This window comes from Polyangium spumosum, assembly GCF_009649845.1.
Classification (GTDB): domain Bacteria; phylum Myxococcota_A; class Polyangia; order Polyangiales; family Polyangiaceae; genus Polyangium; species Polyangium spumosum.
This window is the reverse complement of record NZ_WJIE01000004.1, coordinates 612933-632770: the sequence shown is the minus strand read 5'-3', so window position 1 is coordinate 632770 and position 19838 is coordinate 612933. Positions and strand designations below refer to the sequence as shown.

The window sequence follows — 19838 nt, the reverse complement described above, 5'->3', positions numbered from 1 at the left end:
GGGCGGACGAAGGTAGAGTCCGCCCGCGATGGCCGAGAAAGAACGCGACGACGACAGGGACGAGGACGAGGGCGAGACGGAGAACGAGGGCGAGACGGAGAACGAGGCCGAGGGCGGGGCCGAGCCCGAGCCCGAGCCCGAGGCGGAGGCGAAGTCGAAGGCGCAGCTCGCGGCTGCCGAGAAGCAGGCTGCGGCGGAGGCGGCGAAGGGGAAGGCGCCGGCGAAGAAGACGGCGAAGGTCGGCAAGGCCGGGCCGAAGCGCGCGCAGCCGCCGAGCTCCGCGTCGCTCGGCAAGAGCATGGTGCTCTTCGTCGTCGTCGTGGGCACGCTGGCGGCGGGCTTCGCGCTGCTCGGTCAGGAGCGCGGGGGCGGCGGTCCGCGCGGGCCCGCGTGGAAGCCGGGTCAGACGGTGGACGTCGAGATCACGCTGGTGGCGGGCGACAAACGCGAGCTCAACTGCGCGGCGACGGACGAGGTCAACGGCCGGCACTGCAGCTTCGAGACGCCGCAGAAGGTGTGGGGCAAGGGGGATCCCGGCGACGACAAGAAGACGCTGCGTCCCTACACGTCGACGGACAACGTGCAGTTCGTCGCGGCGGGCCTGTGGAGCGAGCCCGCGCTCGCGGGCAACCTGCCGGCGACGCGCTTCAGCGTGAAGTGCAAGTACACGGTGGAGGGCAAGCTGAAGAGCCCGACGTTCCACTGGGAGAGCGGCTGGGAAGGTCAACCGCGCGGCGAGATGCTCGCGGGCCTGCTCAGCGGCTGCACCCTCGTCCCCTGACCCGCCTCTCCTCCCCTCTCCCGCGCGGGAGAGGGGCCGGGGGTGAAGGCCTCTACCCCATCGGCTCGAGCGCCCCGAACCCGTGGGCGCGAACCCAGTTCACGTGCACGCCCCGGCAGGAGGCGTTCTCGCGGCAGTCCTTGCAGCGGAGCGCCTTCGTGTAGAAGCCGTCGGCCACGTACCGCTTCGTGAACTCCGTCATGTCGATCCGCGCGTCCGCGCCGAGCATCGCGAGATCCAGCGTCCGCGGCGCCGTCCGCACGGGCCGGCCCGCCAGGCACGCGGGCACGTTCTCCACCGGGATCATGTGGGGGTACGTCGCGAAAAACGATTTCGTGTCGACGTCGTTCGCGTGGGCGTCCGAGACGAGGTCGTAGTTTTTCTGGACGAGCACGAGGTTCTTCGGCGGCGGCTCGAGCCTCCGGATCACGGCTTCCGTCGCCTTCGTGAGGAAGGCGCGCACCTCGAAGGGGCCAGCGATCCCGAGCAAGGGCTCGATCGCGGCGGGATCGTCCGTGTAACAAGCCACGAGCTGCTTGCCGAAGAGCTGGCCCTCCGGCGAGAGCGCTCCCGACAAACCTTCGTACGACGCGAGCTCGAGCGTGATCGCGCCCGGCGCCGCCTTCGCCGCGAGCGCCGCGGCCTCCGCGAGGTTCGTCGCGACGATCCGCGCCACGCGCGCCTCGGGCAGCTTGCCCGCGCGCGGCGGCTCGCCGGCGTAACGCAGGACGTCGACCTCCTCGGCCTTGCGCACGTCGATCACCTCGTCGAGCGTGTCGCAGAGGCTCTCGAGGTAGCAGTACTTGCACCGCTCGGGCTCGCGGCACATGAGCTTCTTGCCGAGCGAGAGGTACCGATCGAACTCCTCGCGCCGCCCGCGGACCTCGTCGTTCAGCTTGTAAGGATCCTGGATGAGATCCTCGAACCCCTCGGCGTACGGGGGTGGGAAGCGGTTCAGCCAGATGTGGATGTCGGGCCGGCGCGCGTACGCGAAGGCCTGCTGGAGGTACTCGAGGTTGCCGTCGAGGTCGTAGAAGAGGTGGTGCCGCGCGTCGCTCCACGCGTTGCCGAAGGGGATCACGTGGAGCAGGTCGAACTCCTTCACGCCCCAACCGATGAACGTCGAGAGCATCTCCGGCAGGTGCCGGACGTTCTGCTTGTTGATGACGATGTCGACGTTGACGATGAACCTCTCCGACGCGAGCGCGGCTTTCAGCCCCGCGACCTCCTCGACGAACGCGCCGGGCGTGCCGACGAGCGCGTCGTGCAGCTTCGCCGTGTGGCCGTGCAGAGAGAAGGTGATCTCGTGCAGCCCGTTGTCCGCGGCCTTCTCGAGGAAGTCGGGGTAGCGGAACATGCGACCGTTCGTCACGGTCTGGACCTTCCGGTACCCGGCGAGGCGACCGAGCTTCACGAAGTCGAGGAAGTTCGGGTGCATCGTCGGCTCGCCGCCCGAGAGGATCAGGCGATCGGCGCCGCGCCTGCGGCCCTCGACGATCTGCACCTTGATGTCCTGCGTCGCGCGCATCGTGCCGTCGTGCGCGTTCGAGTCGAGGCAAAACGTGCAGTGGTTGTTGCAGTCGTAGGAGAGGCGCACCCAGTTGCGCTTCTCGTGCGCGGCCGCCTCGTGCGCGAGCGTCTTGCCCTCGCCCTCGGCGCCCGCGAGCAGGGCCTCGTTCTGGAAGTCGGCGAACGCCGTCTCCGCTTGCGCCGGGGCGATCGGGAGTCGTCGAGGGGCGGGAGCAGTCACGATGGCACCTCTACCAAACGCTCGTAGCGTAACATCCACTGGTTGCTGGTCGCGCGGCCGACGTCGCGGCGCTCGAGGAGGCGCAAGGGCTCGCCTTCGAGGCGCCGCGCGGCCCGCGCCGCGTCGTCGTTGCGGTAATGCTCGAACCGGTTTCCGGGCGCGGCCTCCGCGCGGGCCGCGTGCGCGCGGCTGCGCACGAGCCCAAACGCCACGTTGTCCACGAGCGTGAGCGTGCCCCCGGGCCGGAGCCGCGTGATCGCCGCGCCGAACGCGCGCGCCGGATCTTCGAGGTGGTTCACGCTGCGGAGCACGAGCACGTGGTCGAACGTGCCGAGCTCCTCGCCGAGCTCCTCCGCGCGGCCGACCACGAAACGCGCGAACGGATGGCGCGACGCGAGCACGGCGAGCCGCTGCGGATCCGGATCCACGCCGACGTACTCGATGTGCCCTTCCGCCGCGCGCCGCGCGAGCGCGTCGAGGTACGGGCCCTCGCCGCAGCCGAGATCCAGCACGCGCCCCGAGAGCTCCGCGAGCATGTCGAGCACGGCGCGATCGTCGCGCGTGAAGACGTCGACGGGCACGGGCTCCCACGCGCCGGTGCAACGCGGGCGCTCGGGGCAAGCCTCACACTCGGCGGAGGGGCGCAACTTCCGTAAGTCCTTCGCGAAGTCATCCGGGGCGAGCTTCGTCGAGACGTCGAGGTAGACCTGGCCGGCGCCTTCCTTGAAGCCGAGCAGCTCCTCGTCGGAGAAATCACGCGTCTCGGTGCGGAAGAGGCGCATGCGATCCTTGAGGCGCAAGAACAAGGTGCGGCCGCGATCGTAGGGGCTCGTGCCGTCCGCGCGGACCGGGCAAGGCGCGCCGGGCGGGCGCGCGATGTCGCGCTCGGGGACGAAGTTGTACGAGTTCGCCCGCGGGCGATCCGTGACGGGCCGGAGCGCGCTCGCGCCGTGGACCTCGAAGTAACCACGATACAGCCCCGGGCACGCGCCGCGCAGCGCGCAGTCGCCGCAGGTCTCCTCGGGCTGGATCTTGGCCACGTCGTCGACGGGGACGAAGTCGTCCTCGTCGGCCTCGATCATCGTGGCGTACCGGTGCGTCTTGAGGTCGTCGTAGAGGTGCTCGAGGCCGGGCAGCAGGCAAAACGGCAGGCCGTCGTGCGCGAAGCGGGGCCCGCGCTCGCTCCGGCGCGAAAGCCCGTGCTCGATGGCCTCTTTCACGCGGGCGGCGCAGGCGGCGACGTCGGGCACGATGACGTCGAAGGCGCGGTTCGCCGCGCCCTTCGGCTGCGTCATCGAGAGCTTGATGCAGAGCTCCGGGAGCGGGAGCAGCCGATCGACGAGGCCTCGGAGGTGCTTCAGGTTCGCCGTCGTCACGACGCAGTTGATCGTGAGATCCGGGATCCGGCCGTGCAGGTTCTCGATGGCCTGCATGGCCTTGTGGAACGTGTCGGCGCGGACGACGGAGCCGTGCACCTTGGGCTCGCCGCCGTGCAGGGACATGTAGACGTACCGGAGGCGGCACTCGCCCACGAGCTCGTCGACGACGTGCGGGTAGGAGAGCATCAGGCCGTTCGTGACGAGACCGAAATCGAGGCCGTGCGCGGCGATGCGGCGCGCCCAGCGCGAGAGCTCGGGCCGCATCGTGGGCTCGCCGCCGGAGAGGACGACCATCGAGGCGCCGAGCCGCTTGGCGCGGTCGATCTTCCACTCGACCCGCTCGGCCGTGTCGTCGAGGTGCCGGATGTCGGCGGTGTGGCAGAACGTGCAGTTCTCGTTGCACGCGTAGCCGACTTTGATCAGCGCCTTCACGTTCGGCGCGATCCTATCCTAAGCCGCGGGCGAAAAGAGCCTCCCGGGGTGCTTGCGCTCGAAATGTCCGATGATCGCGCGGCCGAGGGTCTCGATCACCACCGCGGCGATGCTCGCCCGGACGACGATGCCCACGGGCCCGGGCACGAACGAGACGGCGCGCGTGGCGACGAACTTGAGGCCCGCGCCCATCACCTCGAGCCCGCCGCCCGCCGCGAGGCTCGCCAGGTTGCCCACGGACTCGCCGTAGACGCCGCCGATGAAGTTGAACATGTGGACCTCGAGGGCGGCGAGGCCCGCGCTCGTGGAGATCGGCAGCGGGAGCGCCGCGAAGGCCGCGCCGCCGATCGCATACCGATGCACCCACCGCATCGCTTCTTCCCTGCACGTGATCGCCATACGTCGTGCAGGCTGAACCAGCTCCGGCCGATGTGCACGCCCGGGACGGCGCGCTCCCGTGCAGAAAAATCAACCGATCGTGGCGCTCGCCGTGGCGCTCGTCGCAGCCGGGTCGGGCTCTCCATCCTCCGTGATCCCGAGCCGACCCGAGATCTCGAACGTGTACCCCGCCGGCTCGAGGCCCCGGAGCGCCGCCTCGGCCGCCGCGAAGGCCGCGGAGAGCGTCGCCGCCGACCGCGTCGCCTCCCAGATCACGCGGCACGCGTCGGCGACGAGGCGCGCAGCCTCGGGCACCTCGCCGAGGAGGCGGCCATCCCGCGCGCGCTCGGGCCGGAGCCAGACGTCGCAAAACCGTCGAGAGGATCGGATCGATGAAGCAGGCCGCGTCCCCCGCGAGCAAGATCCCCGGCCCCGAGAGGCGACGCGCGCGGTACGACCAGGAGGATCTCGTCGAAGCGCGCCCGGTCCACGAAGTACGCGTACGGGTGTACGTCGAGCTCGCGGAAGTCGATCTCCCACGGCGTACGATCCCGGCCCAGACGAAGGTTTGTCCCTCCTTGCGCTCGAAGCCCGCGTTCTCCACGTCCTCGCGCGCGCCGAGCGCGTCGAGGTACGGCAAGACGCCCGGCAAGAGCGACTCGCCGATGTGCTCCCGCGGGAACCGCTCCCGCTCGAGCAAGAGCACGCGCCGCCCCTCCCGAGCGAGGTAGGTCGCGACGGACGAGCCCGCAGGCCCGCCGCCGATCACGATCACGTCCCACGGCGCTGCGTTCTGCATGGGGCTCGTCATTGGCTTCAGCGGGCCTCGTCGTACGATCGCGCGAGCAGCGTCACGGCGTCCCCCACGCGGAGCTCGCCTTCCTCTTCGGCGACGAGGTTCCAGCCGAAGTACACCCGGTTCGCCCGCGCCCGGAACGTCGCCAGCGTCGCCAGCGGATCCTGGCCCCGCGCGCCCGTCGCCTGATCCACGGTGATCACGCTGCAGCGGCTGCACGCCTTGCGCGAGTGGAACACCACCGAGCCGATGGACAGGCTCGTCCACGCGTCCTCGCCCCACGGCGGCGCGCCGCGCACCACGAGGTTCGGCCGGAATCGATCCATCGGCACGCCCTCCGCGAGCCGCGCGTTCAGGTCCGCGAGCGAGCCCTCGGACGTGAGCAGGAACGGGAACCCATCGGCGAACGCGACCCGCTCCTTGCGTCGCGCGTAACGACCGTCCACGCGCCGCGCCGCGTCCGCGGGCATGTACACGAGCTCCACGCGCCGACCGAGGTAATCGCTCAGGTACGCGGCGGCCTCGTCGCCGACGAAGACCGCGCTGCACTTGTCGCTCCAGACCCGGACGCGCCGATTCGTGGGCCCTTCGGGGCGGAGCGGCAGCCGCAGCGGCCCGTGCCCCTTCGCGCCGAGGATCAGCGCCTCGCCCTCGATCGTGGTCTCGATCAGCGCCATCTCCGGGTGCTCGCGCTGCGTGAGGAACTCGCCGTCCGGGTCGACGATCATGAAGCGCCGATCGTGCTCGATGCCGAGGCTGGTCGCCTGGGCCCGGTCGAGGGTGATGCCACGCGCGCCCTTGACGGGGTACACGAAGAGTCCGCTCAGGGTGATGGTGCTCATGGGGCTTCGGGGGTGGAGCTCGGTTCGTCCGAGCGGAGCCCCCGAGCGTCGACCGGGGGTTCATGGGAGGCATACGGCGGCCCCGCGCGGGCGTCGAGAGGCTGAAAGTCGCTCGCCTCGACCCGCCGCCGGCCCTAGAACGGGTGGCATGTCGCAAGGTCGGTTTCGTACGGTCGCGTGGGCGACCCTCGCCGTCACGCTCGCCGTGATCCTCTGGGGCGCCTACGTCCGGGCCACCGGCGCCGGCGCTGGCTGCGGGAGCCACTGGCCCACCTGCAACGGCGACGTGATCCCCCGCGCGCCCAGCGTGAAGACGTTGATCGAGTTCACGCACCGGATCACCTCGGGGATCGCCTTCCTGCTCACGCTGGTCCAGCTCGTCTGGGCCTTCCGTGCCTTCCCGCGCCGGCACGCCGTGCGCTTCGGCGCGGCCGCCTCGATGTTCTTCATGGTCACCGAGGCCGCCGTCGGCGCGGGCATCGTCCTCTTCGAGCGCGTCGCGGGAGACACCTCGATCGCGCGTGGCTACTGGATGAGCGCGCACCTCATCAACACCTTCCTCCTCGTCGCGTCGATGACGCTCACGGCGCTCTGGGCCTCGGGTGGCCCCTTGCCTCGCCGTGGCAGCGCGGGCGCGCCGACCTACGTCCTCTTTGGCGGCCTGCTCGGCGTCGTGCTCGTCGGCGTGACCGGCGCGATCGCGGCCCTCGGCGACACCCTCTTCCCTGCGAAGACCTTGAGCGAGGGCCTCGCCGCCGACCTCTCGCAGACCGCGCATGCCTTCGTGCAGCTCCGCGTCTACCACCCGATCGTGGCTGGCGTCGTGGCCGCGTACCTGCTCTTCGCGACGGGCTTCGTCGCCTCGCAACGCGCGCGCCTGCGTGAGCCTGCGCGTGTCCTCTCGGTGCTCGTGATCCTGCAGATCGGCGCGGGCTTTCTGAACCTCTTCTTGCTCGCGCCCGTGTGGATGCAGCTCGTGCACCTCTTGCTCGCCGATCTCGTGTGGATGGCGCTCGTCGTGCTCACGGCGTGGTCGCTCGGCGAAGCGCCCGAGGCCACGAGGTCCGACGCTCTGCTGGAATCGGCCGAGCCTGCGCCTTGGCCCACGCTCCCGGACGAGTTCGCTCGCGCGAAGAAGGTACCTCCGCGGTAGGATGTCTCCATGAAGCGCGCGGCGGCGCGCTTGGCTCAGGCTTGAAAGGGAGACACACGATGAGGCTTGGATTGTATACGCTCGGGCTCGCGGCGATCGGCGCTGTGCTCGTGAGCGTGGGATGCGGCGATGACACGGGCGGCACGGGCGGCGCCGGCGGGACGGGCAACGGTCCGGCTTCGAGCTCGTCGAGCTCGTCTGGCATGGGCGGCGGCGCGTCGAGCTCCTCCGGCATGGGCGGCGGCGCGTCGAGCTCCTCCGGCATGGGCGGCGGCGCGTCGTCGAGCTCCTCCGGCACGGGCGGCAGCAGCGGCTACTCGGTCTGCAGCGATTGCACGGACAACCAGACCGGCGCGTACGCGAACGAGTGCAAGGCGCTCGCCGACGCCTGCGTCGCCGACCCCGACTGCCAGGCCCTCGCCACGTGCTCCTACGACAAATGCGTCCTCAGCACGGAGGGCGGCTGCTGCACGATCAAGTGCGCCGAGGACCTCGCGACGCCCGCGGCCGCGCTCCAGAAGTTCCAGGCCCTCGACTCCTGCGTCTTCTGCCAGACCTGCAAGACGATCTGCGGCGACTCCGGCGCGCCCGAGTACTGCGCCGTCGTCGAGGCCGCGAACCCGAACTGCCCCTGAACCTCCTCTCGCCCTCCCCCTCTCCGCCGCGCGGAGAGGGGGCTGGGGGGTGAGGTCAAGGAATCCAGGACTCCGTCAAACACTCCCCCGCGACGCACTGCTCGTAGGCCTCGAGCAGCTTCCGCCCCTCGGTCGCGTCCGCCGTGTCGTCACACGCCGTGCAGGTTGCGATCGATCCGCAGAACTTCACGCAGTCGCGGTACGTCGTGCAGCGCGAGTCCGCTTCACACGCCTTCTGGTAGCCCGTGCAATCGCCGTTGTTCATGAACGTGCGGCAGAGCTCGTAGTCCTGCGGGTAGAACGTGCAGGGCGGCGAGCACATCACCTCCTGCGCGCAGTTCACCACCGCGAGGTGCTGCTCCTTGCCGGCCGGGAAGCGGTCCTGGCAGTACACGAAACACGCCGCCTCGTCGGGCAAGCCCATCGCGCTCAGGTTCGCGCAGAGCGTCTCGATACACGCCTCGATGCTCTGGCAATCGGGCCCGCACGCCTTCTCGGCCTGCCCGCACGTCCCCTCCAGGCACTCGTCGCACTGGCTCCACGGCCCCGCGTCGGCGCTCGGCCCGGGGCCGGGGCCAAAACCGTCCGGCGTGACGCCCGCGTCGTTCCCGCTGCCCGGAGGCTCCACGCACACGTTGCCGATGCAGCGCAGCGGCGTCGCGCAGTCGTCCGTCTTCGTGCAGCTATCGCCGGGGAAGCCGGGCCGCGGCTCGAGGCCCGTCTCCTCCGTGCAACCCGCCGCGCCCGAGAGCCACGCGAGCACCAGCGGCGCCCCGAAAAGTGAAAGAAACAGAAGCCGCATGCGCGGGCGGGAAAAGCTCGAACCGCCTCGATTCATGTCCTGAACATGCCACGACGACGCGCGGGGCGGAACGGGAGAGAAGGTCTACGGCGCGAGCACCTCGGCGATCCGCGACAGCCGCTCCAGATCGTGGATGTCGTACGGGAACGCCGGCACGTGCGCGAGCAGGCTCCCGCCCGACGCCTCGTCCTCCAGCGCGGCCTCGAGCCCCACGAGGTGCAGCGCGTCGAGCTTGCCCATGCGGCTCTCGTCCTCCGCCGCGCGCCGCAGCCGCTCCGGCGCCCCTGGCCCGAGCGGGATCGTGCTCCTCGCGAGCGCCGCCTCCACCTCGTCCGCGTCCGGCACCCGCCCGTACGTCGGGTGCACCCGGTTCACCACGAACGCGTCGCGCCGCATGTCCTGCTCGCGCAGCCGGTCCGCGAAGAACATCACCTCGCGCACGGCGAGCGGATCCGGCGTCGTCACGAGCACGTACGCGACGTCGGGCCCGCGCAGCGCTGCGCTCACCGCGTCGGCGCGTTTCTTCCATCCGCCGAAGACCGAGTTGATCTCCGCGATGAACGCCGCCATCTGCTCCAGGAACCCGCTGCCCGACACCTTCCCGATGCCGCGCACGATCGCCGCTGCGCTCCTCGCGAGCACGTTGATCGAGAACTTCCCCGAGCTCTGCACGGCCTGCACGAGCCACCGCGTCGCGGCGCTGTCGATCGCGCCGACGAGCCGCTCCGGCGCATCGAGAAAGTCGAGCGCGTTGGGCGTCGGCGGCGTGTCGAGCAGGATGAGGTCGTAGCTCGGATCGCCCTTCGTCGCGTAGAGCTTCTCCATCGCCATGTACTCCTGCGTGCCGGCGAGGGAGGTCGAGATGTACTTGTAGAGCACGTTGTTCAGGATGCGCTCGCGCTGCTCGACGGAGGGCGCGAGCTCCTGCACGAGCGAGTCGAACGTGCTCTTCGTGTCGAGCATCATCACGGTCATCGAGCCCGTGACGGACACGCCGGCCTGCGCGAAGAGGGCGGGATCGATCCTCTGCGCCTCGGTCTTCATCTCCTCGATGCCGAGGCTCTGCGACAGGCGCCGCGCCGGATCGATCGTCAAGCAGAGGACACGTTTCCCTCGGCGCGCCGCGGCGAGGCCGAGGGCCGCCGTCGTGGTCGTCTTGCCGACCCCGCCGCAACCAACGACGAGCAGGACTCGCCGGGATTCGAGCAGCTTGCCGAGCCCGCCGGGCGTGGACGAACGAGGATCCGAGGCAACCACGGGCCGCGCTTTAGCACGGCTCTGGAGCCTCGGGGATGACGGAAAGCGCTCAGGCCGCCCGCAGGATCCGCTGCACCCCCGCCGCTGCCCGCGCGACGAACGCCGAGCGATCGTCCCCACCCCCGCGCACCGCGAGCAGCGCCTCCGCGGCGCCGAGCGGGAGCGAGCTCACGACGACCTCGCGCGACAGATCGGCGATCCTCGTCCCGACGACGGCGTTTTTTGGCAGATCGGGCTCGGCGAGCAGGGGCGCGTAGGCGGCGAGCTCCTCGCAGACGGGCCACGCGCCTGCGCCTGCGACGAGGCAACCTCGATCATCGACGAGCACGAGGGCCTCGAGCTTGCCCTCGCTGCGCGCGACCGAGAGCTGATAGTGCAGCGCCGTGATCGGATCGTCGCTCCGGCGCCTGCGACGCTCGGCCCCGAGCGACGGCGGCGGGGCCTCGTTGGGATCCTTCCTCGACAAGAGACAACCTCCTTGGGGCTTCCTGGACCGCCGCGGATCGTCGCCCGTGTGCCGCGGCGGGGTCCACTTTCCGGCGAGATCTCCTTCCTGTATGCTCCGCCGCCCGGCGTGATCGTCACGCTGCGAACGGAGGCGGTATTCATGGGACTCATCGAGAAGCGGCTCATCAAGGAAGCGAAGGAGTCCTGGCTCCCGGACGAGCAAAAAGCCATCCAGGACGCCGCCGGCGCGCCCGTCGTCGTGGATGTCGACTGGGCGACCTTCGAGACCGACGAGGCCGCGCTGAAGAACGTCCAGCACCTCGGCGTCCGCCTGCTCGCCAACGCCTTCCGCGTCATCTGCGTCGACGAGCTCGGCAAGGAGGCCGTCCGCGACGGCGTGAAGCGAATCGTCGTCACGAACCTGAAAGACGGCACCGCCTCCGTGGGCCTGAAGGACGGCGTCGTCACCCTCGCGTGTGTGTTCGGCAAGGGCTCCGACGGTTGCCTCAGGGATCTCGACATCGCCAAGGTCATCACACGCGCCCTGTAGAAACACGCCCGCTCCGCCATCCTGCTCAAAAACTGCTAGCTTCGCGCGCCACGCGTGATGACTGGTTACATCGACCTGCATTGCCACTGGGTGGTCGGCATCGACGACGGCGTCCGGACCGCCGCGGACAGCCGCGCCCTGCTCGCGGGCCTCGCGGGAGCTGGTTTTGGCAAGGTCATCGCCACGCCGCACATGCGCCCCGGGATGTTCGACAACACGAAGGGCGACCTCGCCGCGGCCTACGAGGCCACCCGCGCGGCGCTCGAAGGCGCCCCTGGCTTGCCCGAGCTCGCGCTCTCCTCCGAGCATTTCTTCGACGACGTCGTCTACGAGCGCCTCATGCGTGGCGACGCGCTCCCCTACCCTGGCGAGCGCGCCGTCCTCGTCGAGCTGCCGACCCGCGCCTTCCCGGCGCGCCTCGCCTCTCGCTTCGCCGACCTCCGCCGCAAGAAAAAGCTCCGCCCCGTCCTCGCGCATCCGGAGCGTTATGCGCCTGTCTGGGACGACCACGCCGTGCTCGATCCGCTGCTCGACGGCGGCGCCGTCCTCCTGCTCGACGTCGCCTCGCTCGTCGGCAAGTACGGCCGCGCGACGCAGAAGTGCGCGGAGCTCTTGCTGGAAGAGGGCTACTACTACGCGGCGTGCAGCGACGCGCACGCTCCTCGGGACGTCGAGGACGTCGCCTTGGGCATCGAACGACTCCACCACGCGCTCGGCCTGGCCGAGGCACGCGACATGCTGATTGAAGGACCGCTTTCCATCCTGGAGGGCCGGGTCGACTCGTGAAAGGGACACGCATCGTGCAGGAGCTTCTCAAGAAGATCGAGGATCGTAGCGCGCACATCGTCGTCGTGGGCATCGGCTACGTCGGGCTGCCGCTCGTCGTCGAGTTCGCCCGGGCCGGCTTCTCCGTCACCGGCTACGACAAGGATCACGAGAAGGTTCGGCTGCTCGGCCAGGGCGAATCGTACATCGGCGACATCCCGTCCTCGGCGCTCGCCCCGCACGTCGCCGAAGGGCGCCTGCGGGCCACGACCGACCCTGCGGTCCTTAGCGCGGCCGACGCGATCGTCGTCTGCGTCCCGACGCCGCTGAACAAGACGAAGGACCCGGACATGCGGTTCATCCTTTCGGCGAGCGACGAGATCGCGGAGCACCAGCACCCGAACATGCTCATCGTGCTCGAATCGACGACGTACCCTGGCACGACGCGCGAGGTCCTGGTCCCCAAGCTGACGGCGGGCCGTTACGAGCTCGGCAAGGACGTCTTCATCGCCTTCAGCCCCGAGCGCGTGGACCCTGGCAACAAGACCTATGGCACGCGCAACACGCCGAAGGTCCTCGGCGGCGCGACGCCTGGTTGCCTCGAAGCTGCGATGGCGCTTTATGGCAAGATCATCGAGACCGTGGTTCCCGTCTCGAGCACGGACGCGGCCGAGATGGTCAAGCTCCTGGAGAACACCTTCCGCGCGGTGAACATCGGCCTCGTGAACGAGGTCGCGTTGATGAGCCGCAAGCTCGGCATCGACGTCTGGGAGGTCATCCGCGCGGCAGCCACAAAACCGTTTGGCTTCATGCCCTTCTTCCCGGGCCCGGGCCTCGGCGGCCATTGTATCCCGATCGATCCTCTGTATCTCTCGTGGCGCATGCGCACGTTGAAATACCAGGCGCGCTTCATCGAGCTGGCGGACACGATCAACAGCGCGATGCCCGAATACGTGGTGCACCTCGTGCAACAGGCGCTCAATGGCGCGCGCAAGGCGGCGAACGGCTCGAAGATCCTGGTGAGCGGCGTGGCGTACAAGCGCGACGTGGCCGATTACCGCGAGTCGCCTGCCTTCGACATCATCCACCAGCTCCAGGGCCTCGGGGCGGAGGTGCGTTACCACGACCCGTACGTGCCCGAGTGCGACGAGGGCGGGATCGTGATGCGATCGGAGCCGAACACGGTGGCGTACGGCGAATACGACGCGGTGGTGATCGTGACGGATCACGCGGCGGTCGATTATGGACGGCTCCTGCGGGAGGCGAAGCTCGTGGTCGATACGCGGGATGCGCTGCGGAAGGTGGAGGGGGACAAGGGGAAGGTCGTGCGGTTGTAGAAGGGGCGCTCGCGCCCCGGTGTAGATGGCCTGCCGGCCTCCGTGCTACCCCTATCCTCAACACTGTACGATGCTCTCCATCCCCGCGATCGTCCGTGACGCCAGACAGGCGGCCAAGCTCTCGGAGCACGCCATGGCGCGTCTCCTCGGCCTCTCGACGGACGGCCTCCGTCGTATCGAGAACGGCAAGGACGAAGCTTCCCCCGCCCTGCTCGACCGTTACGCCCAGACCTTTGGCCTGTCCCTGAAGCGCTTCCTCGCCGGTGAAGCCCGGCATGCGCCCATGGGCTTGCTCCTTCGCTCGATTCAGACGCCCAGCAGCCTCGACGAGCTCGCGAGCGCCGAGGCCCACCGCGTCCTCGGGGAGTTCGTCCGCACGGCCCGCGACATCGCCGATCTGCGCGACCTTCTCCACGAGCCTCGCGACAGCTCCCTCCTGAATGGCCTCAAAGCGCGGCCCATCGACGCCTCGCCCCCGCCGCATGGCGCCGAGCGCCTCGCTCGATCCCTCCGCGCGCACCTCGGCCTGGGCCTCGATCCCATTCCCTCCATGATCGACCTGCTCGAGCGCCGGCTCGGCGTCGACATCCTCTGGGTCAGCCCCGACGAGCTCGATCGCGACATCGATGGAGCCTCGGCGCGTGGCCCCGCGCCCGCCATTCTCGTCAACCTCGTCGGCGGCGCCGAGCTCTTCTGGCGCACCCGCATGACGCTCGCCCACGAGCTGTGTCACCTCGTCTTCGATCGGAACGTGCTCAGCGAAAGCCGGCCACGCGGGTTCGTCCTGTTCAGCCCGAGGCCGCCGGCGGGGGACGAGGAAGGGGCCCGGCGGAGGTCCTATCGTCGGTTTCACCTCTTCGACGATTTCGAGAGCATCGAGCGCCGCGCCAGCGCGTTCGCCGCGTATTTCCTCGCCCCGCCCGAGGGCGTCCGGCAGCTCGTGGGGCGCACGGACGCGACCTCGGAGGAAGCCATCGTCGCCGTGAGCCATCATTACGGCGTCGGCCGTGAGACCGCGATCAACGTGCTGAAGAACGTGTATCGTCTTCCCCCCGACGCGCGCCGCGTGATGCTCACACGCAAATACCTTCCTCCCACGCCATCCGAGCACCCGGACGTCCACCGCGGGGCCATCGGGCTACGCGCGGGTGCGCTCCAGGACCTCGCGCTGCGCGCCCTCGCGCGCGGCGCCATCGATCCCGTGACTGCCCGCGATTATCTCGGCCTCGGGCTCACGGACGAGCTTCCCCCCCACGCCGAGCTCGACGACGCCCAGCGCGCGCCGCTGCGCTCGCCCGAAGACAAGGCGCGCTCGCGCGTCGATGGGTACCTGCAAGAGACGCCGGGGTACGAGTGCCTCCACGCCGCGGTCGTGCTGCGCGAGCCGTATGGCTTTCAAGTGATGGTCGTCGAGGCTTGCGACCAGGGCTCCGTACGCCCCGCAGGGTTCGTTCGGGTCACGCGTGGCTTCGAGATCATCGACAGCGTCCTCGATCGCCCCGCCCCTTCGTCCCGGCGCGGTGCGCGCAAGCGTGCACGCGCCACTTCGTCGTAGACGGCGCCGGCTTCTCGTCATGGCCCGTGCGAAGACCTCGCGGCGCAGCCCGGCCGTGTTTCACCAGGAGCAAGCCGTCGCCGACGGATGCGTCGTTGCGTGTGTATGTATCCTCCAGCGGTGGCTCGGCGTCGATCCGGACGAGGGCGCCATCCGGCGCGATCTCGAACCTGCGGCGGGATTGCGGCTCGCAGCCAGGATCACGGACTGGAAGTTCCGATACCTCGATTGGGACAAATCCGAGGAGCGCATGCTGCTCGACGCGTACCTGGGACAAGGCACCTGGCTCATGGTCGACGTCTACCCCGGTCCGATGACCATGCACCACGAACGGCATCCTCCGGCCGCGAAATCACGCTTTGGCGCCCTCATGCGTCGATCGCCCGAGGACATCCACAAGCGTGAAGACTTGAGCCGCCGCATCCCCCAGCATCCGCACCACGCGATCGTGCTGGTCGAGAGCTTCACCGGAGGCTACCGCTACCTGGATCCCTGGTATCCGCGCGAGGGACAGCCCTTATCCATCTCACGCCCCGATTTCGCCCGTATCTGGACGGGGCAGGTCGTGATCCCGCAAAAGTCTTGAAGCCGCACCCCCTCCCCGCCTGCCCCGCCCCTCCCCTCCCGCCCCCTGATCCCCTCGCCTGCGCCCCCGCCGCGCCCCTCCCAGATCCGCATCCCCCTCCCGCCTCGCCCCCCGCGCCTCTCACCGCTCGCCCCCTCCCGTCCCTTCCCGCCCGCCGCGCTCTTCCCCGGCCGAGCCCCTCCTCCCTTCCCGCCCGACGCGCTCTTCCCCCGCTGAAACCCGCGTCCCTCCTCCCCCGACGCGCCCCGACGCGCCTCACACACGCCTTCCGGACGTGAGCCATCTCCTATATTTCAAACCAAAACACGTGTCCCAGCTTCCAACTCCTCCTTCCTCCTTCCGCCCCTCCTGCAGAAAACCGTTTCCTCGCCGACCTCTGCTGTGTTACACCGGCCACCTTCGACCTTGAAAGGGAGGTGACATGAGTAAAGTCTCCAAGATGGTCGCCGATCGTGTGGTCATCGCGCGATATGTGCAGACCGCGGCGACGGTGCACGGGCCCCAGGTGGCGCCGGCGCTCGAGAAGCTGCTCTTCCCCGATGGCGTGCCGGAGACCCTCACGGTCGCCGATGTCATCACGGCCGTGGGCAATTCGATGGGTCGTTATGCCACGGCGCTCGAGGACGCCGATCGCGACCACGCCACCGAGCTCGCCGACGACGACGGGTTCCGCGCCGAGCGCGAGGAGCACATCGCCGAATTGAAAAACGTCTATGCATCGCTGCGCGAGCTCGTCGTCCGCAGTTATGGCCCCGCCGTCGCCGAGGCGTACGGGCTCGACAGCGCCCTGCCCGAGGATCCGCAGCTCCTGCTCGCGCTCGCCGGAAACGCCGAGACCCTCCTGCGGAAGCGGCCGCTCACCGAGCAGCCCAAAATCAAGAGCCTGACGCTCGCTCCCATCGCCGCCGCCGACGACCTCTCGCTCGCCATGACCGCGCTGCGCACGTCCCTCGACCACGTGGAGCGCGAAAAGCGGGAGGCGCAGCTCACGCAAACCGCAAAAGACGAGCTCATGTCGCGCTGGGGGAAGGTATATCCCGGCGTCGCCGATACGCTGGCCGGGCTGTTCACGATGGCCGCGCAATCCACGCTCGCCGACCGCGTAAGGCCAACGGCGCGGCGACGCGCAGGGCTGCCCGAGGCGGAAGACTCGGAGCCGACGCCGCCGATCGTGGAGCCGGGGAAAGAATAGGGGGCGCCCCCGCCCGCCCTTCGCGGCATGCGCGAAGGGCGGACGGGGGGCGAATCGGCGAGTGGTTCAGGGTTCGTCGATGTCGAAGCTCAGCGGCACCAGCGAGAAGGCCGCGCCCTTGCCGGCGCCGCCGATGAACTGGTGGCCGTTGATCACCCGCGGGTGAATCCACATCGACGCGGAGACCGTGGCGATGTTGCATTTGCCCATCAGATCGCGGAGCTGGTCGAACGATCGGCTGAAGAGCGGGCTCTCCGGGTCGTAGATCCCGCTCTGCGTGGTGATCAGCTTCGATCCGACGCGGACATCGAGCCTGTAGGTCGCCGGCATCGTGCCCGGGTACGTCGCCTCGAATTCGAGCACCACCGGATCGTCCTTGCTCCCGTACTGGTACACGCCGCACGCCGAGGACGGCGGCGTCCCATTGATGAGGAAGTTCAGGAACTTCAAGCCGCAACCCACGTTCTCGATCCGGATCTTCCGCGAGAAGACCCCCAAGACGACGCCATTCTCGTCGAGGAACGTGATCTCGAGCGTCTGCACGCCGTTCGGCAGGCTCGTCGTGTTGAGCAGCGCGCCGAGGTGCGCGTTGTACCAGAGATCGCCCGGCGCGCGGACCGGGTAACAACCCGTCCGGCTCCCCACCGTCACCGCCGCCGTCGCCGCGGGCTCGAAGCGCAGGAGCGTGCGGCTCCACTTGGCATCGGTGAAGGACGCGGTCATCGCCTTGGCGACGCCATTCTGGATGAACCGGATCTGGTAGTAACGATGCCCGTCCTGGTAGGCCTTCGCGTGGTTCAACTGGAAATGCATCGTGCCGCCGAAGGCCGCATTCTGCACCTTGAAGAAATACCCGGCGAGGTCCGTGGTGTCCGCGAGGCCCTCGAACTCGCCGCTCTGGACGATGGACTGGAAGGGCACGAAGCCGATGCCGAGCGGCACGTCGAGGCCGATGGGCAACCCGCAATTCAGCTCGCCGACGCCGCCGCTGCTCGTCATCACGTAGAGCTGGGGCCCGATGAGCTCGACGCTGCGCGGCTCGCCGACGCCCGCCGTGCCCTCGAGCAGGTCCTGCATGTCGGCCGGATCCGAGAGGGGAACGCGGAGCAATTTGTTGCCATTGGGGTCGTCCCCCACGGCGACGAGCAGGGCGGTCTGCTCCTCGTCGGCCCAGGCCAGCGTGCCCACCGGGCCGAGGGTCACGCTCGGCGCGAGCGGCTCCGGATCGAGGGTCAGCTTCATCGTGTCGAGATCGAACTGACCGACGTGCACCTTGTTGTCGGTGCTGCTCGAGAGGTACACGGTGACCCCGTCCTTCGCGATCGCGACGCCGCTGATCCCGCCGAGGGGAGACGCGACGCCCGCGAAGAGGTCGACCTTGTCGGCCGGCGTGTAGAGGTCCGAGTCGATGGCCCAGAGCGTGACGCCGTCGGCGAGCAAGATCGTGCGATCGTCGCCCGCGAGCACCATCTGCTTCGGGGAATCGAGGCCGTCGGCGATGATGTACTCCTGGTTCCACCCGAAATCGGGCTTCAGCAGCGCCGCGGACGAGAAGGCGACATACACGCAACCGCCGAAATCGCCGACGCCGCACACGTAAAGGAGGAGGTCCTCGGGGCTCCTCTTGATGATCAGATCCGTCGGCGCGCCGAAGCCCGTGCCCACGTCCTCCGGCTCCTTGCTGAGCCGGTAGGTGACCCACTCCATCCAGGTCTGGTTCAGCAAGGTGTCCTTGTAGATGCGGACCTTCGCGAGGTTCCCCTTGCTGGTCAGGACGGCGTAGGCATTGCCCTCCGAGGAGGTGCCGTCCTCGGGCAGCACGGTGTCTGCGATGGCGAGCTCTTCGAGCGTGTCGGCCGCGACGTTCGCGTAGCCGTCCGGAGGGGGCGCCGCCATCGCGGCGATGCGGGCGTTGCCGACCGATTGGAGGGCGCCGGTCGAATGGGCGAGGGTATTGCTCCACCGAATATCCCCGAGGTCCGTGCCGCCGTCGAGGTTGTGGGTGAGGGTGGACTTGGTGATTCGCCTCGCGCCCTGGTCGACGATCTCGGAGTGCGTGAACCGGACGCGGCTCACCTTGCCGTTATCGGTGACGAAATAAACGTGGGCTCCTCCGGGGCTATAAAAAGTGCCACGAGCGCCGGAGAGCGCCTTGAGAGAAGTATACTGCGCCATGTCATTGCTCCTTTCCGAAGCACGAGGACGAGCGCGCCCCTGAGCCCACGAACAGCGGGCCCCGCGCGATCCTCCCCGATACGCCACCTGCCGGAGCAGCCGGCAGGTGAATCACGTATCAGACGCAGTGTGCTCCCCGGCGCGCACGATCGCAATGGCGCCAATGACGCGAGAATGTCCTAGCCTCCGCGGAGAGGCCTCATTGCCGCGATCTGTGAGATGAGGTCGGGTGAAAAAAGCGCCCGGGTCAGCCCGCCGCCGAAGGCCCCGCCGCCGAAGGCGCGCTCTTCTTCCGCCTCTTGCCGCGGAACCGCATGTTGAGCAGCTCCACGCCGAGCGAAAACGCCATCGCGAAGTAGATGTAGCCCTTCGGGATCTTCTGCCCCATGCCCTCGGCGATGAGCATCACGCCGATCAGCAGGAGGAACGCGAGCGCCAGGAGCTTCACCGACGGGTGCTCGAGCACGAAGCTCGAGATGGGCTTGGCGAACAGGAGCATCACGCCCACGGAGACCATGACCGCCGTGACCATGACCCACATCTGCTCGGGCGGGATCATGCCGACCGCCGTGATCACCGAGTCGAGCGAGAACACGATGTCGAGCGCCAGGATCTGCGCGACCACGAGCCCCACGCTCACCGCCTTGCCCCCGGGGCCGTGCTCGCCCTCCTCGTCCCGCTCGACCTTCGAGTAGATCTCGTTCGTCGACTTCGCCATCAAGAACAGGCCGCCGACGAGCAGGATCAAGCTCTTGCCCGAGATGGCCACGTTCGCGAGCGGGAGCGTGAAGAGCGGCTTCGTCAGGCCCATCAAGAAGCTGATCGTGAAGAGCAAGCCGATGCGCATCACGAGCGCGAGCAAGAGGCCCAGACGCCCGACGCCGTCCCTCTTGTCCGCCGGCAGCTTCGCCGTGAGGATCGAGATGAACACGACGTTGTCGATGCCCAGCACGATCTCCATCGCGCAGAGCGAGAGGAGCGCGACCCACGTCTCCGGATCCTGGATGCCTGAAAGCATCGCCTGCT

At 69.0% G+C, this 19838-nt stretch carries 19 protein-coding genes and 1 pseudogene; 9 read left to right on the top strand and 11 right to left on the bottom strand.

From position 1 onward, the window contains the following. Positions 1 to 28 precede the first annotated feature (28 nt). Positions 29 to 781 carry a hypothetical protein gene (locus GF068_RS16530; protein WP_153820326.1) on the top strand — a complete coding sequence of 251 codons (753 nt, stop codon included), beginning with the start codon at positions 29 to 31 and terminating at the stop codon, positions 779 to 781. A gap of 52 nt (positions 782 to 833) precedes the next feature. Here GF068_RS16530 and GF068_RS16525 read toward each other — a convergent pair whose 3' ends face one another. The 6 genes and pseudogenes from GF068_RS16525 to GF068_RS16500 all read right to left on the bottom strand — a co-directional run bounded on the left by GF068_RS16525 (position 834) and on the right by GF068_RS16500 (position 6358). Beyond that, on the bottom strand, positions 834 to 2531 hold the full coding sequence (locus GF068_RS16525) for a radical SAM protein (RefSeq protein WP_153820325.1): 1698 nt from the start codon (positions 2529 to 2531) through the stop codon (positions 834 to 836). Continuing rightward, positions 2528 to 4342 (bottom strand): radical SAM protein, encoded by a 1815-nt coding sequence (locus tag GF068_RS16520; protein WP_153820324.1) that lies wholly within the window; start codon positions 4340 to 4342, stop codon positions 2528 to 2530. The genes GF068_RS16525 and GF068_RS16520 overlap by 4 nt, the downstream gene beginning before the upstream one ends. An 18-nt stretch (positions 4343 to 4360) precedes the next feature. After that, entirely contained in the window at positions 4361 to 4714 is a 354-nt protein-coding gene (locus GF068_RS16515; protein WP_240806944.1) for a hypothetical protein, read from the bottom strand. Between the two features lie 96 nt (positions 4715 to 4810). After that, on the bottom strand, positions 4811 to 5035 hold the full coding sequence (locus tag GF068_RS16510; protein ID WP_153820322.1) for a hypothetical protein: 225 nt from the start codon (positions 5033 to 5035) through the stop codon (positions 4811 to 4813). 295 nt (positions 5036 to 5330) lie between these two features. Next, positions 5331 to 5519, bottom strand: a pseudogene (locus GF068_RS47370) (NAD(P)/FAD-dependent oxidoreductase); the annotation flags it as partial. A 17-nt stretch (positions 5520 to 5536) separates the two neighbouring features. Then, positions 5537 to 6358, bottom strand: coding sequence for an MOSC domain-containing protein (locus GF068_RS16500; RefSeq protein ID WP_153820321.1), 822 nt, complete (start codon positions 6356 to 6358; stop codon positions 5537 to 5539). 148 nt (positions 6359 to 6506) lie between these two features. Here GF068_RS16500 and GF068_RS16495 point away from each other — a divergent pair, with 148 nt between their 5' ends. Together GF068_RS16495 and GF068_RS16490 are read left to right on the top strand one after the other, a co-directional pair. Continuing rightward, positions 6507 to 7511: a COX15/CtaA family protein gene (locus GF068_RS16495; protein WP_153820320.1), complete on the top strand. Its 1005-nt coding sequence runs from the start codon at positions 6507 to 6509 to the stop codon at positions 7509 to 7511. Between the two features lie 59 nt (positions 7512 to 7570). Then, positions 7571 to 8146, top strand: a complete 576-nt coding sequence (locus GF068_RS16490; protein WP_153820319.1) for a hypothetical protein — start codon at positions 7571 to 7573, stop codon at positions 8144 to 8146. Between the two features lie 55 nt (positions 8147 to 8201). Here the strand turns inward: GF068_RS16490 and GF068_RS16485 are convergent, their stop codons facing one another. The 3 genes from GF068_RS16485 to GF068_RS16475 form a co-directional block, all read right to left on the bottom strand. After that, positions 8202 to 8948 carry a hypothetical protein gene (locus GF068_RS16485; protein WP_153820318.1) on the bottom strand — a complete coding sequence of 249 codons (747 nt, stop codon included), beginning with the start codon at positions 8946 to 8948 and terminating at the stop codon, positions 8202 to 8204. A gap of 84 nt (positions 8949 to 9032) precedes the next feature. After that, positions 9033 to 10205: an ArsA family ATPase gene (locus GF068_RS16480; protein ID WP_338046420.1), complete on the bottom strand. Its 1173-nt coding sequence runs from the start codon at positions 10203 to 10205 to the stop codon at positions 9033 to 9035. Positions 10206 to 10254: 49 nt separating this feature from the next. Beyond that, positions 10255 to 10671: a hypothetical protein gene (locus tag GF068_RS16475; RefSeq protein WP_153820317.1), complete on the bottom strand. Its 417-nt coding sequence runs from the start codon at positions 10669 to 10671 to the stop codon at positions 10255 to 10257. 141 nt (positions 10672 to 10812) lie between these two features. On the opposite strand from GF068_RS16475, the gene GF068_RS16470 reads away from it, so the two are divergent. From GF068_RS16470 to GF068_RS16445, 6 genes are all read left to right on the top strand, one after another. Then, positions 10813 to 11202, top strand: a complete 390-nt coding sequence (locus tag GF068_RS16470; RefSeq protein ID WP_153820316.1) for a hypothetical protein — start codon at positions 10813 to 10815, stop codon at positions 11200 to 11202. A 57-nt stretch (positions 11203 to 11259) separates the two neighbouring features. Then, the gene (locus tag GF068_RS16465) at positions 11260 to 11988 is read left to right on the top strand and encodes a tyrosine-protein phosphatase (RefSeq protein ID WP_153820315.1); all 729 of its coding nucleotides are present in this window, start codon (positions 11260 to 11262) and stop codon (positions 11986 to 11988) included. A gap of 14 nt (positions 11989 to 12002) precedes the next feature. Further along, positions 12003 to 13304, top strand: a complete 1302-nt coding sequence (locus GF068_RS16460; RefSeq protein WP_338046419.1) for a nucleotide sugar dehydrogenase — start codon at positions 12003 to 12005, stop codon at positions 13302 to 13304. Positions 13305 to 13374: 70 nt separating this feature from the next. Next, a complete protein-coding gene (locus GF068_RS16455; RefSeq protein WP_170319518.1) occupies positions 13375 to 14859 on the top strand; it encodes a helix-turn-helix domain-containing protein in 1485 nt (494 codons plus the stop codon). Between the two features lie 19 nt (positions 14860 to 14878). Continuing rightward, the gene (locus GF068_RS16450; RefSeq protein WP_153820313.1) at positions 14879 to 15445 is read left to right on the top strand and encodes a hypothetical protein; all 567 of its coding nucleotides are present in this window, start codon (positions 14879 to 14881) and stop codon (positions 15443 to 15445) included. A gap of 421 nt (positions 15446 to 15866) precedes the next feature. Then, on the top strand, positions 15867 to 16637 hold the full coding sequence (locus GF068_RS16445; RefSeq protein WP_153820312.1) for a hypothetical protein: 771 nt from the start codon (positions 15867 to 15869) through the stop codon (positions 16635 to 16637). Between the two features lie 66 nt (positions 16638 to 16703). On the opposite strand, the gene GF068_RS16440 is transcribed toward GF068_RS16445, so the two are convergent. Together GF068_RS16440 and GF068_RS16435 are read right to left on the bottom strand one after the other, a co-directional pair. After that, positions 16704 to 18812, bottom strand: a complete 2109-nt coding sequence (locus GF068_RS16440) for a hypothetical protein (protein WP_153820311.1) — start codon at positions 18810 to 18812, stop codon at positions 16704 to 16706. A gap of 247 nt (positions 18813 to 19059) precedes the next feature. Further along, on the bottom strand, positions 19060 to 19830 hold the full coding sequence (locus tag GF068_RS16435) for a TerC family protein (RefSeq protein ID WP_153820310.1): 771 nt from the start codon (positions 19828 to 19830) through the stop codon (positions 19060 to 19062). Positions 19831 to 19838 lie beyond the last annotated feature (8 nt).